This window comes from Pseudomonas khavaziana (assembly GCF_019145205.1).
Lineage (GTDB): Bacteria > Pseudomonadota > Gammaproteobacteria > Pseudomonadales > Pseudomonadaceae > Aquipseudomonas > Aquipseudomonas khavaziana.
Map to the genome: position 1 here is coordinate 13579 of NZ_JAHSTT010000021.1, position 18368 is coordinate 31946.

At 49.0% G+C, this 18368-nt stretch carries 6 protein-coding genes and 9 pseudogenes; 9 read left to right on the forward strand and 6 right to left on the reverse strand.

Going from position 1 to position 18368, the window contains the following annotated elements:
• Positions 1–198: 198 nt before the first annotated feature.
• The 3 genes and pseudogenes from KVH01_RS28455 to KVH01_RS30195 form a co-directional block, all read left to right on the forward strand.
• Positions 199–393 (forward strand): annotated as a pseudogene (locus KVH01_RS28455) (transposase); the annotation flags it as partial.
• A 420-nt stretch (positions 394–813) separates the two neighbouring features.
• Complete coding sequence (locus KVH01_RS28460) at positions 814–3687, forward strand: AMP-binding protein (RefSeq protein ID WP_217883699.1); 2874 nt, start codon at positions 814–816, stop codon at positions 3685–3687.
• A 689-nt stretch (positions 3688–4376) separates the two neighbouring features.
• Positions 4377–5120 (forward strand): cytochrome P450, encoded by a 744-nt coding sequence (locus KVH01_RS30195; protein WP_225924419.1) that lies wholly within the window; start codon positions 4377–4379, stop codon positions 5118–5120.
• A 34-nt stretch (positions 5121–5154) separates the two neighbouring features.
• Here KVH01_RS30195 and KVH01_RS28465 read toward each other — a convergent pair.
• From KVH01_RS28465 to KVH01_RS28475, 3 pseudogenes are all read right to left on the reverse strand, one after another.
• Positions 5155–5860 (reverse strand): annotated as a pseudogene (locus KVH01_RS28465) (Tn3 family transposase); the annotation flags it as partial.
• Between the two features lie 294 nt (positions 5861–6154).
• Positions 6155–7246 (reverse strand): annotated as a pseudogene (locus tag KVH01_RS28470) (IS630 family transposase).
• 89 nt (positions 7247–7335) lie between these two features.
• Positions 7336–7461 (reverse strand): annotated as a pseudogene (locus KVH01_RS28475) (IS5/IS1182 family transposase); the annotation flags it as partial.
• A 146-nt stretch (positions 7462–7607) separates the two neighbouring features.
• Between KVH01_RS28475 and KVH01_RS28480 the strand changes: the two are divergent.
• A complete protein-coding gene (locus tag KVH01_RS28480; RefSeq protein WP_217883700.1) occupies positions 7608–8654 on the forward strand; it encodes a glycosyltransferase family 32 protein in 1047 nt (348 codons plus the stop codon).
• A 68-nt stretch (positions 8655–8722) separates the two neighbouring features.
• Here the strand turns inward: KVH01_RS28480 and KVH01_RS28485 are convergent.
• Positions 8723–8979: pseudogene (locus tag KVH01_RS28485) on the reverse strand (IS30 family transposase); the annotation flags it as partial.
• Between KVH01_RS28485 and KVH01_RS28490 the strand changes: the two are divergent.
• Positions 8979–9372: pseudogene (locus KVH01_RS28490) on the forward strand (DDE-type integrase/transposase/recombinase); the annotation flags it as partial. The pseudogenes KVH01_RS28485 and KVH01_RS28490 overlap by 1 nt on opposite strands.
• A gap of 519 nt (positions 9373–9891) precedes the next feature.
• Here KVH01_RS28490 and KVH01_RS30200 read toward each other — a convergent pair.
• Positions 9892–10116, reverse strand: a complete 225-nt coding sequence (locus KVH01_RS30200) for a hypothetical protein (protein WP_225924414.1) — start codon at positions 10114–10116, stop codon at positions 9892–9894.
• Positions 10117–10202: 86 nt separating this feature from the next.
• Between KVH01_RS30200 and KVH01_RS28500 the strand changes: the two are divergent.
• A pseudogene (locus KVH01_RS28500) lies at positions 10203–10351 on the forward strand (IS5/IS1182 family transposase); the annotation flags it as partial.
• A 290-nt stretch (positions 10352–10641) separates the two neighbouring features.
• Here the strand turns inward: KVH01_RS28500 and KVH01_RS28505 are convergent.
• Positions 10642–10784, reverse strand: a pseudogene (locus KVH01_RS28505) (IS5/IS1182 family transposase); the annotation flags it as partial.
• Between the two features lie 347 nt (positions 10785–11131).
• Here KVH01_RS28505 and KVH01_RS28510 point away from each other — a divergent pair.
• From KVH01_RS28510 to tnpB, 3 genes and pseudogenes are all read left to right on the forward strand, one after another.
• Positions 11132–16711 carry a hypothetical protein gene (locus tag KVH01_RS28510; RefSeq protein ID WP_217883701.1) on the forward strand — a complete coding sequence of 1860 codons (5580 nt, stop codon included), beginning with the start codon at positions 11132–11134 and terminating at the stop codon, positions 16709–16711.
• A 196-nt stretch (positions 16712–16907) separates the two neighbouring features.
• Positions 16908–17171 carry a transposase gene (locus tag KVH01_RS28515; protein WP_264083799.1) on the forward strand — a complete coding sequence of 88 codons (264 nt, stop codon included), beginning with the start codon at positions 16908–16910 and terminating at the stop codon, positions 17169–17171.
• 138 nt (positions 17172–17309) lie between these two features.
• A pseudogene (tnpB, locus tag KVH01_RS30205) lies at positions 17310–17627 on the forward strand (IS66 family insertion sequence element accessory protein TnpB).
• Positions 17628–18368: the final 741 nt, after the last annotated feature.

Consider the following 18368-nt stretch of genomic DNA (forward strand, 5'->3'; position numbering starts at 1 on the left):
CAGAGATGGAAGTCTTTTTCAGAGTTTCCCTAAGCGCGTGATTTCTGAGGTTGGAGTGCAGAGGTCCGGGCATCGACATAGCGCTGCATGATAGAAAGCACCATTGAGTTCAACGCTAGAATCTTCATCCCTCGCGTGACCGCCACGTACAGCAAGTTCAACTCGTCATCTTTACGACCTTGATCGGAAACGCAAATTAAGTCTGGCTTGCCCAGACTGTTCGATCGCCCCAAATATCGACAGCGCAACGTCATTGAGCGCATGTTCGGATGGCTGAAGGAGAGCCGCCGCATCGTCACGCGTTTCGACAAGCTCGCGAAAAGCTTTGAGGCAATGGTTTCATTGGCCTGTGCCATACGGTGTGTAAGGCAATACTTTTCGTACAGAGCCTAGGTTAGGCGCAATAATGGGTTCGCAGAGCGACGAACACTTACGTGGAGTGCAAGATGTAAATACCAAACAACCTTATGGTTGGCCTCGGGTATCAGGATTGTTGCCGCCGTTGGTGCGACGATTATTCATGCCCCGAGCTCGACCAAAAATAAAGACGGAAAACGCGATCCCGAGATGCATCAGACGAAGTTGGGAGGCTTCAGAAAACGGAAAATAAAGCACGTTAAGCCAATGGCAGCGGTCGCAACGGCCTGAACTTGTCCTGTTACAAGAGCAGCGGCGCGGGATACGAAGTGAGCCTTCCAGGCATCGATCTTGACCGTTGGTCACTTTAGTCTTCGAATTTTAAGATGTGACCGTTTCGCACTTGCTTATTGTTCTACTTTGCAGTGAGGATATTCACTTATAAAGGATGCATCGATGGACTATCGAGATACCCCATTCGACAGCATGACCTTGGTTGCGTGCTTGCAGAAACGTGCCGCAGAGTCGCCCGACGATGAAGTTTTTACCTTCCTTGATAGTAATGGGGATTCCGTTGCTCGACTCAGCTACCTCCAGCTTCATGATCAAGCATGCGCCATTGCTGCCACTCTACAGGCCCTAGGACCGGAAGGGCAGCGGGTACTTTTGTTGTTCGAGCCGGGCCTTGCTTTCATCACAGCCTTCTATGGTTGTTTGTATGCGGGCGCCGTGGCAGTGCCGGTCTACCCACCAGATCCTCTCCGCTTTGAGCGTACGTTACCGCGCCTGCTGACCATCGTCGCCGACTCTACGGCCGTGGTACTGCTGACCAGCGCATCGATTTTGGAGCAAGCCAGGCACCTCGTTCGTTTTGCACCGGATCTCGCAAAGCTGCAATGGGTCGCGGTGGAGCAGATCGTAGAACCAAGCCAGCCGAACGTTAGGCCGTTACCCACCATGGCTGCCACCGATATTGCCCTTATCCAATATACGTCAGGCTCGACCTCGGTCCCCAAAGGCGTAGTTGTCAGCCACCAAAACTTGCTGATAAACGCGCGAATGATGCAACGGGTAACCAATCAGGACCGGGATCGGGTGATCGCGCTATGGCTGCCTGTATACCATGATCTTGGATTGATGACGGGTGTTGTTCTTCCGGTAGTCATCGGTGCTCGTGCCCTGTTGATGTCGCCCCTTGACTTTCTAAAGCGTCCGCTTCTGTGGTTATCGGTAATTGATCGGTACAAGGCGACCGATACGGCGGGTCCGAATTTTGCCTTGGACTTGTGTGTCCAGAAAATCGCCCATAATGACTATCAGGAATGGGACCTGAGCAGCCTCAAGGTCTTCCTCATTGGCGCAGAGCCCGTACGGTATGCCAGCGTCGAACGCTTTTTGCACCAGTTTGAGGCTGTTGGCTTGTCTCGAGAATGCATATACCCAGGTTATGGCTTGGCGGAAGCCACGGTCGGCGTTAGTTTCGGACCGGTCGGGGTCATCTGGCAAACTGTGTTTGTCAATGTTGACGAGTTGGCTCGAAATCGCGTTGTAGAAGTCGATTCGACACACTCTAAGGCGTTACCTCTGGTGGCATGTGGTATGCCGCTTGAGGCCGTTACTCTGGCAATCGTCAATCCACAAACCTGTGAATTGGCCACGGCGGATGAAGTAGGCGAAGTTTGGATGATCGGGCCGCAGGTGGCATTGGGTTATTGGCAGAGTGAGGCCGATAGCGTGCGCACCTTCAAGGCTCGTATTGGTAAGGGAGACGACCGCGACTGGCTGCGCACGGGCGACCTGGGTTTTCTTAAGGATCAACAGCTCTATATCACCGGAAGAATCAAAGACCTGTTGATCATTCGGGGTAAAAATTTTTACCCGCAGGATATCGAAAGTATCCTGGAACACAGCCATCCACGCGTTCGCAAGGGTGCAGTGATTGTTTTCAGCGTTACGCAGGAAACCATGGAAAGCCTTGTTATTGTCGCTGAAGCCGACCTGCGCCTGTTATCGACGCCATTGCAAAAGCAGCAAGCCTTTGATGAAGTTACCAAAGCCATGATCAAGGCTGTCAGTACCCATTATGGGTTGCCCGTACGCGATGTGGCCTTGCTCAAGCTCAGAACGATTGATAAGACCTCCAGCGGGAAACTGGCACGCCAAAGTTGCAAGCAACGTTATTTGGAGCAGAAACTGGAAGTCGAGTTTATTTGGAAGAACGCAGGGCGCCTTCCGAATGAACAGGCTATTTTATCGCGGCTGCCGGGAAAGGCGGTATCGGCGTCGATGTCTTTCCCAGAGCGACGGGACACTCTGATCAATTACATTGAACATGAGCTGGCGTCTCTCAAAGGTCTGACACAAGCAACGGACATAGCCTCGCTACAGTTTGATGAACTGGGCCTTGATTCTGTTCAAACGATGGAGTTGATGGGCCGTATTGAGCGACATTTGCAAGTGGAGATTCCCGTTTCAAAACTGTTCGGCGCTCGTTCCGTTGAGAACGTTGCCGATGTGCTTCTTCAACTCATGGTGTCGGATGACGGGTTGCTTGGTCAGCGACAATCACCTGTGTGCAAAGTGAACGCATCTGCAGTGCGATTGACGCAAGCGATGGCATTGCAGGCATTAGCTCTGCCGGCGCCTATTTTTTGTGTCGGTGGGCTGGGGGGCATGGTGCATTATCTCTTGCCGCTTTCCAACGCATTGGCACACGCCAGGCCATTAATTGTCTTCCAAGCGGTCGGTGTCGATGGCGCAGAATCACCGCTTGGCTCCGTTGAAGAAATGGCGCAACGCTATCTTCAAGAAATGAAAGCCATTCAACCCTCCGGTCCCTATGTCCTTGCTGGCCACTCATTCGGTGGGTTGGTGGTTTATGAAATGGCCCAACGCCTTATAGAGCAAGGTGAGCAGGTTGAACATTTGTTGCTGTTGGATACCACGCTGATCAAAAACAACGACCTTTGCTCTAATCGGGAAGAGGGCGTCAGCGAGCGAACCATGGCGATGTATGAACTTGCAGGAATGCTCAGAAAACTTTCTGGTAAAAGTTGCGATACGGATTGGAATGAACAACTGATTACGCTGAATCTTGATGAGCAGGCAAGCAAACTCCACGAGGAACTGGGTAATAGCGGTGCGATCGTTCCTGGTTCAGTTATCGCCAATATCATCGAGACCTACCTCGTGAGTTTCACGGGATGGAGCGCTATCTGCCACTACCCTATGCTGGCCGCATTACCCTGTTTCGTGCCCAGAACGGATTTCCTGAAGACTCATTCCACCCCTTGCGAAAAATCGGTACTCCTTTCGCTGAGCCAGCAGTAGGCTGGCAGGGGCTGTGTCCTGCATTGCATGTCAGCGTTGTTCAGGGCGATCACTTCACCATTGCTCTGGCGCCTAACGCCACCGAGTTGGCCAACGCTATGTTGCGCACCTTAAATGAATCGACACGTGTGGAATTCGACCTTCATCAATTGATCTCGACGAGGGCTACTCTGTCTAACAGACGAGCAATTGAGGTATCGCATCAGGGTGTGATATTTGATCAGTACCACCCGGAGCTATTCAGTAACCCTCATCCGATTCTTCGTCAGTTGCGTGAACATGCCCCTATCTATCGTGACACTAGTAAGAAATGGTGGGTAACGCGGTACGCAGATGTATCTGCTGGGTTGCGTGACAAAAGGTTTTCCGTGGATCCAAGAAACGTATTGCAATCGGGGCAAGTTAACTCTAGTGGTGCGAGCCCCGTCTTGGGTGATGCATGGCTACGCCAACAAGAGACACTACCCATTTCAAAAATCTATAACAACTTTATGGCATTAGTTGAGCCTCCTCGACATCAGCATTTGCGGCAGTTTTTTTCACCACTTTTCGAACAAGCAACGATAAAAAGATGGAGGGTTGATATTGACCGAGAGGTTGATGTGCTGATTGGAAATATGCGCTTTCGTCATGATCCGGATATTGTTCGGGATTTGGCGTTACCTCTACCTATTAGAGTTATTTCGCGAATGCTCGGAATACCGCAACAAGATACATTCGTGCTTCAGGTTTGGGCCCATGATATCTTTCGGGGAGCCGATCCTATTCTGGCGGATGCCGTTGAGCGTATCAACACGTATGGCCAAGACTTCATGACGTATATGGCTGATCACTTGAACAAGCGTCGGAAGTCACCAGCCAACAATGATTTGTTGGACTTGTTGTTTGAAAGATACAAAGGGCAGCCACTAACTAGCGATGAACTGGCTGCCAACTTTATCTTGTTGTTCGCGGCGGGGTTTGAGACGACCGCAAGTGTCATAAGCAACAGTGTGCTTGCGTTGCTCCGTAACCCGAACCAATTGCAATTGTTGCGTGAGCATCCAGAGGTGATGGAGAGCGCGGTTGATGAGTTCCTACGTTATGACGGCGCGTTGAGGCTGGTAGCGCGAACAGCGCTGGAAGACGTTGAAATGGGCGATGTGTTGATTCAGCGTGGCGACCAAGTTTTTTTCGTAGTGCTGGCCGCTAATCGAGATCCGCAGGTGTTTGCTGATCCCGATCGGCTGGATGTGACACGTGATTCAAAGCGTCATGTCGCTTTTGGCCACGGCATTCATTATTGTTTAGGGGCGCCTCTCGCACGCTTCGAGATTCAAAGTGCAATCTCGGCATTGATTCGGCATGACTTCGCACTGTTGCCTGGGGCTGTTGAATGGAAGGAAAGCATAATGTTTCGCAGCTTGGAACGGTTGCCCATCGTGTTCCGCTAAGAGGGGAGCCTCGAGAATTCGGAAAAATCGTATGCTAAGGTTTCCCGACCTGCCGTAGTGGCCTGAATTTCCCATCTTCCAGCTTGCGGCTCTGCCGCCAAACATAGTCGCCGGTCAGGTTGATGTGTTCCCAGCCCAGCGACGGAAGGTACTGATACAGCTCGGTATTTACCGGCTTTCCGGCGTCAGCCAGCCCTGGGGTGGCCCGTTCCAGATAGACCGTGTTCCACAGCACAATGGCGGCGGTCACTGAGTTTAGGCCGCTGGCCCGGTCGTTGCTGTTCGAAGCTCAGACCGCTGATTTCACCGAGGCGGTTAAAGAGCACTGCACTGGCCAAGGCGTTGCGCGCCTAACCCTTGTTGAGGCCCGCATACACACGACGGCGCAGCACAACGCTTTGTAACCATTCCTGGATGAACAACGTGCGTTCAATCTGGCCAAGCTCCCGAAGGGCCACGGCCAGGCCGTTCAGACGTGGATAACTGCCTAGTCTGCGCAACATCAACGAGGCGGTAACTGTGCCTTGCTTGATCGACGCGGCCAAACGCAAAATCTCTTCCCAGTGAGCACGGACGTGCTTGATGTTCAGCGTGCCGCCGGTCATTAGGCGCAGTGTCGAGTAGTTCTGGACACTGTTCGGTACATACAGTTAGGTTCCGCTCAGGTCATGGATGCGCGGCGCAAAGCGAGAGCCCAACAGGTGCATCAGGTCGAAGAAGAGATCGGTGAAGCCCGCCGTGTGGTGTACTGCCGCGGGCCCAATCTCCCGAGTTGCTGAAGGCGTCTACTGGCACGACTGGATAGACTTCTCGACCAATTGGGCCAAGGAAGATGATCCCCTTTCGCTGCATCGAAAGGCGCTGGATGATGCTGATTGAGTTTGATCTCAACACTAACGCCACTGAGACGTTGCTCAGGCACGCGTTGTCATTCAAACCGAACACATTGATCCCCGCAGGATACCCGTCTTACAGAGGCTCTAGAGGCTCTTTTGGAGCTGTTGGCCGAGCAATTGCCCTAGTGTCCCGAGCGCTTAATTCATTCGCTTATATTTCATCACGCTCAGCTTTGCCATATATATTGAGCTGATGATGGCTTCTGCCGTCTTGTTTCATTTGAACGGCTTGGCCGAATGTTCGTTGTGAGCCGTGATCAATTGGCGGATTGCGCCTTTCAGGTCAGTAACGCTTGTGAACACACCTCGATACAGAGCCCGTCTCTCTAACTGCGAAAACCATCACTCCACTGCGTTCAGCCAAGACGCGCTGGTCGGTGTGAAGTGCAGCTTGAAGCGCGGGTGTTTTTCCAACCAGGCCTTGATCGCAGCGGTTTTTTGGGTCGGACTGTTGTCCAGAATCACATGCAGATCCAGCTCGGCAGGCGTATTGCTATCAATCTGTCGGAGAAAATCCAAGAACTCCTTAGCTCGGTGCCGCTGGGTGATCCGGCCCATTACTTCACCCGTCATGATGACGAACGCGGCGTACAGGCTTGCCGTGCCATGGCGCTTGTAATCATGGGTTCGCCGCTCAATCTGCTCAGGCCGAAGTTGCAGCATTGGCTGAGTACGATCCAGCGCCTGGATCTGGGTTTTCTCATCAACTGAGAGCACCATGGCGTTGTCCGGAGGGCTCAGATAGAGCCCGACCACATCAATGACCTTTTCGGCGAAGTGCGGATCATTGCTGATCTTGAATGTCTTCAGTTGGTGCGGTTTGAGATCGGACGCCGCCCAGATTTGTCGAACTTGCCAGGTGGTAACGCGCGCGTATTTGGCCATCAACCGAACGCTCCAATGCGTTGCCTCCTTGGGAGTCCGCTGGGTTGTCAGGGGCAGGTTTTTTTGACTTTCTCAGCGCCCAGTTTCAGGGGCTGACCTCTACGCGGCAGGTCGCTCAGCCCCTCGATTCCCGACTCAAGGTCGCGTTTTGCAACTTGTACACCGTCGGTGAAGTGATCTGTAGCTGCCCACAGATGGCCATGGGCGTCACCCCTTCAGCGAGCGAAAAGAGGGGATCCGCGCCCGCTGGCCGAGGCTTTGCCCCAGCGTACTCATGCGCAACCAACTTTAAAGAGTAATTACGTCGGAGGGTTGCAGTGCAAAAGGAGCAATTGGTCGAGGCATGCGTGGGACCATCTCGAGGCGAGGGGCACGCAGTATATCTTTACACGTTAGAACGACACTAGGCAGCAGTAAACCAGCTCGTTGATCTGTGCATGAATCAGCGTGGCATCGATGGTGGCTTGTCCCAGCGACAAGCCACGGTCGCCCAGATAGCCATTGATAACGCCAAGAATACCAGCGGCCAACTCGTGCTTTTCCAGCAGGCAATGGAAGTTATTGTGGATAAAAACACGAACGTTGACCTATAATTTGCAACTAAGCAATATTGACGTTCGCAGCCTAAAGATTGTCTATTGGCTTGGGAAGTGTTGATAGAGGACTGTGCGCATGGTGTAGGTACCTATTTCCTTTTGGAGTTAGCGTGCTGTCCGGAATTTGTTTAGTGTCAGGCAGCGATGCCTCGGAGGCTGGCGTGGGTAAATTTTTTGAAAGGCTTATGAAAGGTGGTAAGCAATCACACAAGCCCAATGTGCGGGAGGTTGACTATAGCCAGTATCCGACAAGTGAGAGCGTGCCTCGCAAGATTCATTACTTTTGGCAGGGACCTATTGCGCTTTTTCGAAAACATGTAAATGCGATCAATTCTACAGCTGAAATAAACAAAGCTAGCTATGAAGTTAGGCTACATGTTGTGCCGATTGAAGGAGAAAAGATTGCTGATTTCGATGCGCTACTCAAACATGTGAAGGTAAAGGATCTTCGCCAAGAACGTTGGTTTGCAGACTTCAAAAAAACCCCGCGCTATGCGCAGTTTCTGGCCTCCCGAGACGGTGAGAGAGCTCACCCTGCGTCTGGTGCCGATATTATAAAATCCGAACTAATACAACGTAAAGGCGGAGTTTGGAATGATGTTGATAACAAACCACTCAAACCTTTACCAGCCGCACTGTCGGTTCCGAAGGGGAAAGTCTTGACGGCAGGCCCCGTCACGTTTAATCGATGGGGTGAAGTATTAGGCTTTCACTCAAGTTCCTTCGCCACGCACCGGGGGAACGATGTTTTGAGCGCTATAAATGTTGAAAGTTTTAATAAGTTCCATCAGCTCAAAAATGTTATTTATAGGATTCATCCTCAAACAGACAACCCGGATGAACATTTTCGCATGATTTCTGAAACAGCAGGCTCTTTGCACTTTTCAAGGGCGCTTATGAATGTTGATCCTGTGCTTCGAAAAGAAATAGCTGACTTAGCGACCAAGGGCGAGCACTTCAACCAGTCTTTGGTTATATTTGATCAATATATTGAGCCCGTTGTTACTACGGGAGCGGGATTCTTGGATAAGAAACAATTAGAGACGGCAGTTATAGCTATGTCTGGGCAGAATGCGGTATTTGCCGATGATCCAAATGCTGTTGTTCTATTGCGAGATAAGGCGAAACGGGGTGAGAAAGTTCATATTGTAATTTGAGCTCCGTGCGTTGAGGAGGAGTGCTGTATACAATCTATAATCCACGCAGAGATATTCGGTACCTGAATTCAACACATAAGTGCAACGCTCACCCCGCATACACTTCATACGGTGCCTTCCAACTCAGGCGTTTGCGAGGGCGGAAATTGATCTTCGCTACTACCTGGTTTACCGCGGCCACGGTCAGCTTGCTGAAGTCACGGCCCTTGGGGAAATACTGACGAAGCAAGCCATTGGTAATTTCATTCACTCCGCGCTGGCAGGACGCATATGGGGCGACAAAATACGCCTGGCAACGGCTCTTGTGCGCGATACGTTCATGGCCTGTCGGTAAAGCCAGACGCTGAGCTGGTGACCAAAGTGCTGGATATGGCTTACGAGCGGCGTGGCAGGCCTTCGGATCTGCCATTCCACTCGGACCAGGGATCGCAATATGCAAGCCGACTCTTTCGTCAGCGGTTGTGGCGATACCGCATGCGCCAGAGCATGAGTCGACGAGGAAACTGCTGGGATAACGCACCGATGGAGCGCGTATTTCGCAGCTTGAAAACAGAATGGATACCGACCCTAGGCTATCGAACTGCGCAGGAAGCACAGCGCGATATCAGCCATTTTTTTGATGCATCGCTACAACTGGGTTCCGCCTCACCAATTCAACGATGGGTTGGCGTCAGCGCGGGCCGAGGAAAAACTTAACGTCGTGTCCGGGATTAGTTGACCACTACAAGGCATTCGCGCGTTGTTCGCGATAAAAGCTAGGGCGGGAAGTTAGTGTGTAACAAGCGAGGCCGTGGACTCGCGCTGATTAAGGATGTGACGAATGTCAGACGGGAGGACCATTCGAGCGTGGCACGTGCCACCACGAAGGACAAGGTTGTCGCTTGCCATGAGGAAAGCTACCTGTTTTTTTTGATTTGTAGCAGTATTTTGTAGCAAAACCATGGCTATGGCCCAAAAATTCATGTATTTACTGGGCTTGTAGACGCTGTATGGAAAGTTTCTCCTTTGGCGCAATCAGGCCATATTCGGCGACCAAACCACGAATCTGATTAGCTTTGGCAGTCCGCTGTTTGATTAAGCTAGCCCGGATGCGGTGTGTCGCCTGAATATCCTGTTGCTCAACGGTCTTGACTGCGCAGGACGCATACTGGGCGGCTCATGGCCTCACAGATTGCCTCGGCATCGTTGGCGTGGTTTTTGTTACTCTTGACGTACAGCTTGACAAACTGATGTGCGATCAGCTCAACCCGATATCTACGAGCCTGTAGCTGTCGCGCTCAGTGGTGCGCAGCGCCACAACTTCCATTGCGATCTCGCAACCGGGTTCGGTCTTCTCTAGCACCGCTTTTAGCCAGCATTCACCGGATAACCGTTTTCGCCAGACGGGCTGTTTATGATCATCTACATCGTGGATCTGAAACACGTTCTTGGCCAAGTCTACCCCAATACGCATAAGCTTCATATTTGGACTCCTTTTCATGGCTGACTGTCGTTTGCACCTTCAGTCTGGCACTTCAAGATGCAGAGGCGAGGAGGGAGTCCATCCCATTGTTTCGGGTAATCAAACGCCAGTTTGACTATGAAAAGTGCGCTTTCGGGGCTTGGCCAAGAACACCGCGCAACAGACCACGCTATTTGTCCTGTCAAACCTGTGGATGATGCGGAAACGGCTGTTGGTTGCAGGAGAGGTGCGCCTGGGATGCGCGAACTGCCCGAAAAAAGGTGCTGTTCGAGGAAACAATCAATTAAGAGGAGCCAAAGGTCTGATTCTTGGCAGGCCGCAGATTTTTTGAACCCCAAATGGCTGGCGCATCAAAAAATCGGTGGGTGCTTCAGACCTTCCCTAAGGATGCTTTGACATGGCTGAATGTCGTCGGGTTATCCAGTCGCCAGCCCCTTACAAAAAAGACGCGCGTCGAATCTGCTCTGTCCACTTCTCTTTCAACCCTTTCGATCGTTGCAGTCTTTTGCAACGGCCGTTCCTGCATTATATATGCACCTCACCTGCGTTCGCCAACAGATATTGGCGGCCCATCCACAGGTACGACAGAGCAAACAAGGTCACCATCTGCGCGGTATTCTTGGCGAAGCCCGAAAGCCTACCTTAACATAATCAAACTGACGTTTAATTTACCCGAAACAGATGCAGCCCTTAACACGCGGCATCGCCATCAATAGGTAAGCGGGACGGCCACCTTCGTTCTACGGATGCTAGAACTCAAGCAGGGCGATTGTACCTATCCATCGCACCACCAGATCCACCTCGATTTGGAAAAGATTTCTTGCGAGTATTTTTTTGCGCCTGCCAGCGTACTCTGCGTCGGCGCCATTACCGAAAAGCACGACGATTAGTGCCTGGTCCTTTGGTCGAATTTAGAGTTTATAATTTTCAAGTTAAGTAGGCTCTTCTATACTCAGCGCATGGGCGCGCCTACTTTCCGATTTTTCTATGTTAAATCTTAACTTGGAGACGATTGATGCTTTATGCCGACCAACTAGACACCACCAAAAAAACAGTGAACGCACGAGCGGACATAGCTACCCTAAATGATAACAACACAAAAGCGCATGGAGCGAACCTCTCACCGACAACGAATGGCCTTGGAGAGGTGCGTTCGGCTATGTCGTCATTGCATAGGCTGACTCAAAGTGTCGACATGGGCAGGAAAGGCATGACGGAGCCCGTTCTCAGTTCAACCGCGTCGCAGGTAGATTTCTTTAAACTGGGCTTTCAAGACGCGATCGGGCCGCACCAGAAAAATATTCTGAAAGACTGTGTGCTACAGGCGTCTCTCGAGCTTCTGCTTGAAACAGCACTGAAGCTGACAAGGATGAATAAAAATACAACCGAAACATTTGTGCCAGTAATTAAGTTAATTCGAGAAATACGCACAGTATTAATCGGCGAGCACAGTAACCTAGCTAACCTTTCGATGGAACTTAGAGATGCCATAAATGTTGCCCGGACCAGCCTTAAGGATATCTGTCCAGATTCCTCGATTTTGAGGGCGGCCGATATTCTCTGCGATTTAGCAGATATATTGCACAAAGGGCTAACATCACCTGATTTAAGCGACCTTAAAGAACCGTTGCAGAAGTTGGCGGTAATTACTGAGCTGTCACCGATCTGCTCCGTCATGATGCCGTTGCTAGAGCTGGGCTCACAGTTTCAAAAATGGAATAGCGAGAAAATAACAGACCAAGACTTGCTTCGATCTCTCTTGGAGAATATTTTGCCAGAACAGCTATCTTTGCTGTTTAGGATGGGAGAAAAAATATCCGATGCTGTACAGTCCGGAAGGCTACATGTGGAAAGATTGCCAGCATGGCCGGGAATCGAGGATAAAATGGGCTGCCTGCAGTGGTTGAAAATAGCATTCAATAACCATTCTTTGCGAGAAGTGCTTGCAACGGCAGATAGCCGTTGGCTAATGGAAATACTTAAGTACGATGCAGAGGAAGCTGAATACGCGCAAAAATACCTCCTGCAATACGTACAACCCCTCCTTCATTTCCCGACGCACGGCCCAATATGGGAGCAGGTGACGGCATTGACAAAAATCCCGGGGCTTTCAGAAATATTTACGCAAGCAGATATCTGTTTAAATGACAATCTCGGGGTTTTGGGTTCTTTACTAAAAGACAATACTACGCTATCCCAGTTAGGGGGGCTGATGACAACACCTGGCGCCGTCGAAAAAGGCTGGGAAGCGTTAAAGTTCGTTGATACCCGCAAATCGCTGATGGTAGTAAAAAATATGGGTCTTGCGGTGCTGGAAAAGACTTTTGGTTTGGCCACCGATGCAGCGAGGGCTACTTGGTTTGTCGTGAAAAAAGGACACGACTTCTGGGAAAGCGCCTATTCAGCCGGGCAGTCGCTCAGTGATCCGGTCAGGTTATATCGCGACGTCTTCTCGTTCATACGAGATGATATAAAAAATAGTCCATCTGATTATCAAAACGCCACAGTTGAAACGTTGCTCGCGACCCTGGCTGTTGTGATAAAAAGCTTCGGCGGCAATCATGTTTCAGTTAATTGGAAAGGAAACACCGCGGAATGGTTGAACGCATATGCAGAGGCAGACCCACAAAAGCTATCCGCTATTGACAAAATTCTGATGTACACCGTATTGGAGCCTAGGATTATACTTGAAGTGAAACATGCAATACAGCAGGAGGACGCAGTTCAGGCCAGACAATTGCTGGAGCCGCTCAGTGACGCGTTGAAGTCATACGCTGGCGGTTCATCTTTTCTGCATAAAATAGCGAGTCTATTGCCATACATCCCCGCAATTGCTGAAGCATGGAAAGAAATTCTCGATATCGATCGAGATGATAGAAAAAAACTTCGAAGTGAGTTTCAGCAGCAAAGCGGGATACTTATCGACATTTTACACAATAGTCCAAAAGATGTATCTCCTGAAACAATGGAGTTTCGCCAGAAGTCTATTACATCCCTATATGAAAAATTAAGCGTCGTACAACAGAAGTGCGGAGAGCGCCCCGATAAGATAAGTTTGTTACAAGTCGAGCTGGACGCAATGAAAGCCGCTCTGGAATCTCAAGGCGATGAAATTAGGAATCGATTAACAAACGAGTTGTTCCTGGTACAAAACAGCTTAGATCATCTGAGAAACGAACGACAGCGTAAGGAATTATCGGCAGATTCAATCCCTCAACTCCTAGCCGTACAAGAAAATCTACTTACAGAAGTTCGAAAAACGCTAGTGCAAGAAGGTGTATCTTCTGCTGAAATTATGTTAGCGCAGTTGCAGAAAATGACAGCGATACTGAACTCCCCGACAATACAATTCACCTTGACAGATATTGGATCTACCATAACGTTTGCTACGGAGGTCCTAGCGAAATTGGCAAAAAGCAAGAAACCAAACGTGGTAGCTGTCAGATGTGAGCTAGCTACGATGCTGAGGAATGAGGCGTCAGATAGGCTGGTTGATGCAGTTCACTGGACAAAAAAACAACTGATGCAGTTTTGCACAAAAGAAGTGGAGCTAGTACCGGAGGACAAGGCCCTGGGTCTGTTCTTGATAGAAAGGGATTTATCTACAGAGCAGTTAGCAACAGGGGGCGCTGTTGGGGCTGCATCCGCCACGCTATTATCAGCCTTGTTTCTATTTTGTTTTGAAGAAGGCTCGTTGAGTTGTAAGCCACGTATGAAGGCATCAGGCGGCAATAAGGAAAGTCGTCAGCGGACGCTAACTTTGCCGCAGTCGGGTGCGTATTTTTCTCATTCTATGCTGCGAAATCAAGACAGTAGCAATTTGAAAAAGTATCTAAAGTTGGCTCTTCCAATACTAGTCGGTGCTGTAGCAGGAGTGGGGATTGCAGCGACGGTTAAACCAGCTATTCGCGAAAAATATCGCGAAGATGGTATGACAAGTGCGAACGATCCAGCTCGTATAGCTGAAATAGGCGAGAGCCTGTATACATTCAAGGAGAATGGAATAGATTTTGGGATATATTTGTCAGAGGACAACGTTAATGCAATTAAGGAAAGCCCTCAAAACCGTCTTCCTAAGCGCTCGTATATGAGGCAAATAGTGCTTGGAGTGAAGGAAGAGCAGCGTAGAAAGGTTAGAATACAGAAACGAGAAGACCAATCAGTGCAGCCTGCGCCTAAGTCAGAGCAGAGGAATGCTTCAGGTTATTATCTGCCCGTAAATAACGAGTCAGCTGCAGACTACCAGTCAGAGATAGTTGATTTATCGAAGTTATCACGTTTTAGACGTCGAGTATACTACGGCTACGCAAAGCAAGAGCCCGACCATTTCTATCTTCCTGGTTCACCGGAAAGAGACTCAGTCATTAGTGAGTTTGATTTTGCCTTATGTGATTCGGCAGAGGATATCTTGGAAAAATATTTGCGTTATTTGTACTCTGGCTATGGCGGCGGCATTTCCTACGACAATATCCTCATAAATGATATTGGTATAAAATACAAAACAAGTAACGACTGGACTATTGTAACGCCCAAGCAATTGGTTACCGGGCAGGCAGAGGGTATTTTAAAAGCACGTGAGGGTTCGATTATTAGTTCAGCAAATGCTTTAAGAGAAAAAGATTACTCATTTCCCAGCAATTATCCTGAGACGTTAAAAACCAAACTCAAAGCAGCAAAATTTTGGAGTGAAACTACGGATAAAATTATAAAAAAGTTGACGAACAGTGAGCTGGTGCGTGCGCATGCAATGAAAATAAGAGCAAGGGTTGAGCTGGCTATTAGTGTCAATAGTGAAGAAGATATCTCAAAAAATGAGATGGCTGAAAAACTTAGCAGAGCCAAACCCGTCATGTACAAGGGGCGGCTTGTGGCCGGTATGTTTGTTATTCCACATACTAATAACAGTAGAAAAGTAAAACTTTATAGTATCAACCCACAATTTAAGGCCGTTGAAACTGAAACTGATCAAAATATCATGCATCATTTAAATGAATCGCTGAAAACCGAAATTCTTAAAGGATATCATGGGGAGATTTCGAACTCGCTTTTCAAGCCTATCTATGGCGCCCCTAATATGGATCCCATTTTTCATGCCTGGACAGATAAAACAAATGGAATTGAAAATATTCTGCTTAAACATATAACGGATAAAATCTATAGGGACGTCGATTTAATGACTGTTTCCGCTGGAGAGCAATACCTTCTACATGGTCTTGAAATTCTAAAATGGGGGATGCGTATAGCCTCGGTGCCTCTAGGCATGAAAGGGGCAGGAATCGCAGCTTTGATAGAGTCCCTCGCCGGTATAATCCAAGCACAACTGTCAAATAACAAAGATCACGCTGAGGAGTATATACAGGAAGCATGCTGGGGGATCGTTTTTGAAATTGTTGGTGGTCCAAGCATAGAAATGTTGACTAAACTTGGAGCAAGGGGTTTAAAAGAAGTAAGTGAAAAAATCAACAAAATCATAAGAAAAATTAAAAACGCCCCCTCTGAAAAAGTTGCGAAACGTGAGCTTAACGTATTTAGCGACTTTGTTTCGGAGCAGCAAAACATACAAGTATCCATAAAAAACAAGAAAGTGCACGAAGACTATCAACGCTCATCAAACGCCCTTGAGCTAAAGCCCGGTATTTCTGATGAGTTTAAACGTGGATATGATGCGGTTTCCAATCCCGGTGTTTTGCAAAATGATGTTGCTGAAAAACTTCCGGGCCATCTCAAGTACGATATATTTAAGTTGATGGCGAGTTTTATTGATAATAAGGCCAAGTTATCTAACGAACAACTTGGAGCTTTAAAAAAATATATTGAGCACCGCCATGCGCAGTATCTCGAAAATAAAGCCGATACCATCATGAATAAAATTGGAAAAAGTTTCAAAACTAAGATTCTTTCATCACATAATCTGTCGCAAGGCGCACTATTTGTGTCCGCCCAACGATTTGGTATAAATAGAGAGGGTCGTTGCTTTCCATTGACTATTATTTCATTATGCAGTTTTGCGGCTGGAAAATCAGACGACTTCTATAAAAATATAAATTTCATTCGCACTGCAGATATTTCTAACAAAAATAAAATCAACAGCTATATGCGTAATATTGATGCCCTGCACATTGAAAGAAAGGTCGGCCGTTCGGGGCAGTATGTTAATGAGTTCAAAGATGGGGGAGTTGTGATAAAGTTTTCTCCCGATGAGATTGCGAATAAATTAACGTCGGCCGACAATGCAACCTCCCAGAAATATTTTCAAATAATAACCCCAGGTAACGCATCAAAGAGTGGGCATGCCATGAGCGTGGGATTTAATATTAATCAAGGGAGCAAAAGGTATCAATTTTATGACCCTAATACCGGCGAGATAGTGTTTAGCGATAGAGATGCATTCACCGGCTATGTGAGAAAATATTTAAAAGATGCGGAAGTCGTTAAGACCAGTAATGCCGAGATCATAAATGGCAAGCCAACATATGAGCTTCGGGAACTTGATGCAGCTTCCATGCACGCCGATCTTTCGTTCAGGTCTGGCCTTGACTTTATATCTTTTAAAGATATGCTCAATTTATTAGAAAAAAATTCAAAGTATCCCTGAAGAAATCCTGAAAAAGACTTCCTGATTTGGCGAAATCTCCGGACATCGATCGCCGAGCTTTTCACTGAAGCAAATGACCTTCACCGATGCCTAGTTCGCTGGTAAGTGCAAGCAGACTCGCAAGGAGTTGTGCCTGATCGAGATGGATCGGGTCGTACCTGGAAGGGGTTGATCGAACCTCATTACCCGAAGGGCGATGGTGGTCGTCCGGCCTATCCTTTGTTGTCGGGGTTGCGGGTTTATCTCAGCTGAACTGGTTCGGTTAAGCGATCCTGCGATGGAAGAAGCGCTGTACGAGACGACGTTCTTGCGCCAGTTTTCCGGTCTGGGCCTGGAGCGGATCCCAGATGAAACTACCATCCTTAACTTCCGTCGCCTGCTGGAAAAGCAAGGGTTGGTCGCTGGTATTCTCGGCGTGATCAATGGCTATATGGGCCACCGCGGCTTGTCGCTGCGATAAAGCACCATCGTCGATGCCACGCTGATTCATGCGTCAAGTTCGACCAAGAAAAAGGTAAGGGAGCCATGATCCCCACATTCCAATCCCGAAATTAAAGCCTGATGCTGTGGTCCCGATTCTTTCAGGAACCAGCACACCATGATACGACCCGACGCCAAAGCCGAAAAAGTCTATCTCTACCCCAAACCGGTGGATTTTCGAAAATCCATGGACGGCCTCACCGCCCTGGTCGAGCTGGATATCAAAGTCGCGGTATTCGACCCGGTGCTTTTTGTTTTTCTGAATCGCCACCGTACCTGAGTGAAAATCCTATATTGGGAGCGCAACGGCTTCTGCCTTTGGCTCAAGCGCCTCGAATCTGAACGGTTTAAAATATCTGTCGAGGCCACCGACGAAGCCATCGTGTTGACCGTCCAGGAATTTTCGGGGTTGACTGTTTTGTGCTGCCGGCAATAAAAGCGTTGCGCCAATCGGTTATTTGCTCGGGAAAAATACCTTTTCGTCGGCAGTACTCACCGATTTCTAGTTCCGATAGCGAACCTGCTTCTATGATGATCGCCAGCTTGGATTCGGCTGACCAATTTTTGGCCGTTTGCTTGGTATCGGACAATTGCGTTCCTCTGGCGGCAGCTTGTTTGCGCCAATAATGGCGAGATATATCGCTGCAACCTTCACGCCGGGCGACCTTCGCCGCAGAGGCTCAGGGGCGGAAGCATCATTTTCAGCAGCGCAGCTTACGCTCTTCTGAGTAAAACGGCATGACCATATTCCTCCCGCCCCCTGAATGCTGTTCAAAGAGCGGGGGGCACGACAACTACCCTGACACCGGGGGGGGGGGGCGTGCAGTGGCAAAATTGGATGGAATAGGCGGCAGGCATGGTCGATTTTGAACGGCTGCCGTTTTTTGAAAGCACCTATGGCTCAGCAGTCGAAAAATAGAGGCCTGCTTCAGACTATCCTTAGTGGTGCTTCTGAAACACCACACTAGCGCATATGACCGAAATGGACTTTGTGCGGCAGGCTCCTGCGTCGGATTGCGAACCCTTAAAACTCAGGCAGGGATGAAGAGTGGAAGTAACCTCGCCCGCTACGCTTTAGTGCGGATGAGGTTAGAGTTTTCGTGCGGCCAATGAGAAATTTCCTACAGATTTTCGAATTTAGTTTTTTTATTCTGTTGATTGGTGCTGGGTAACTGAA

Bases quoted from the DNA above. Each gene is read 5' to 3' on its own strand.
- KVH01_RS28515 (WP_264083799.1), top strand. From the start codon at position 16,908: ATGGTGGTCGTCCGGCCTATCCTTTGTTGTCGGGGTTGCGGGTTTATC.
- KVH01_RS30200 (WP_225924414.1), bottom strand. From the start codon at position 10,116: ATGAAGCTTATGCGTATTGGGGTAGACTTGGCCAAGAACGTGTTTCAG.
- KVH01_RS28510 (WP_217883701.1), top strand. From the start codon at position 11,132: ATGCTTTATGCCGACCAACTAGACACCACCAAAAAAACAGTGAACGCA.
- KVH01_RS28460 (WP_217883699.1), top strand. From the start codon at position 814: ATGGACTATCGAGATACCCCATTCGACAGCATGACCTTGGTTGCGTGC.
- KVH01_RS30195 (WP_225924419.1), top strand. From the start codon at position 4,377: ATGCTCGGAATACCGCAACAAGATACATTCGTGCTTCAGGTTTGGGCC.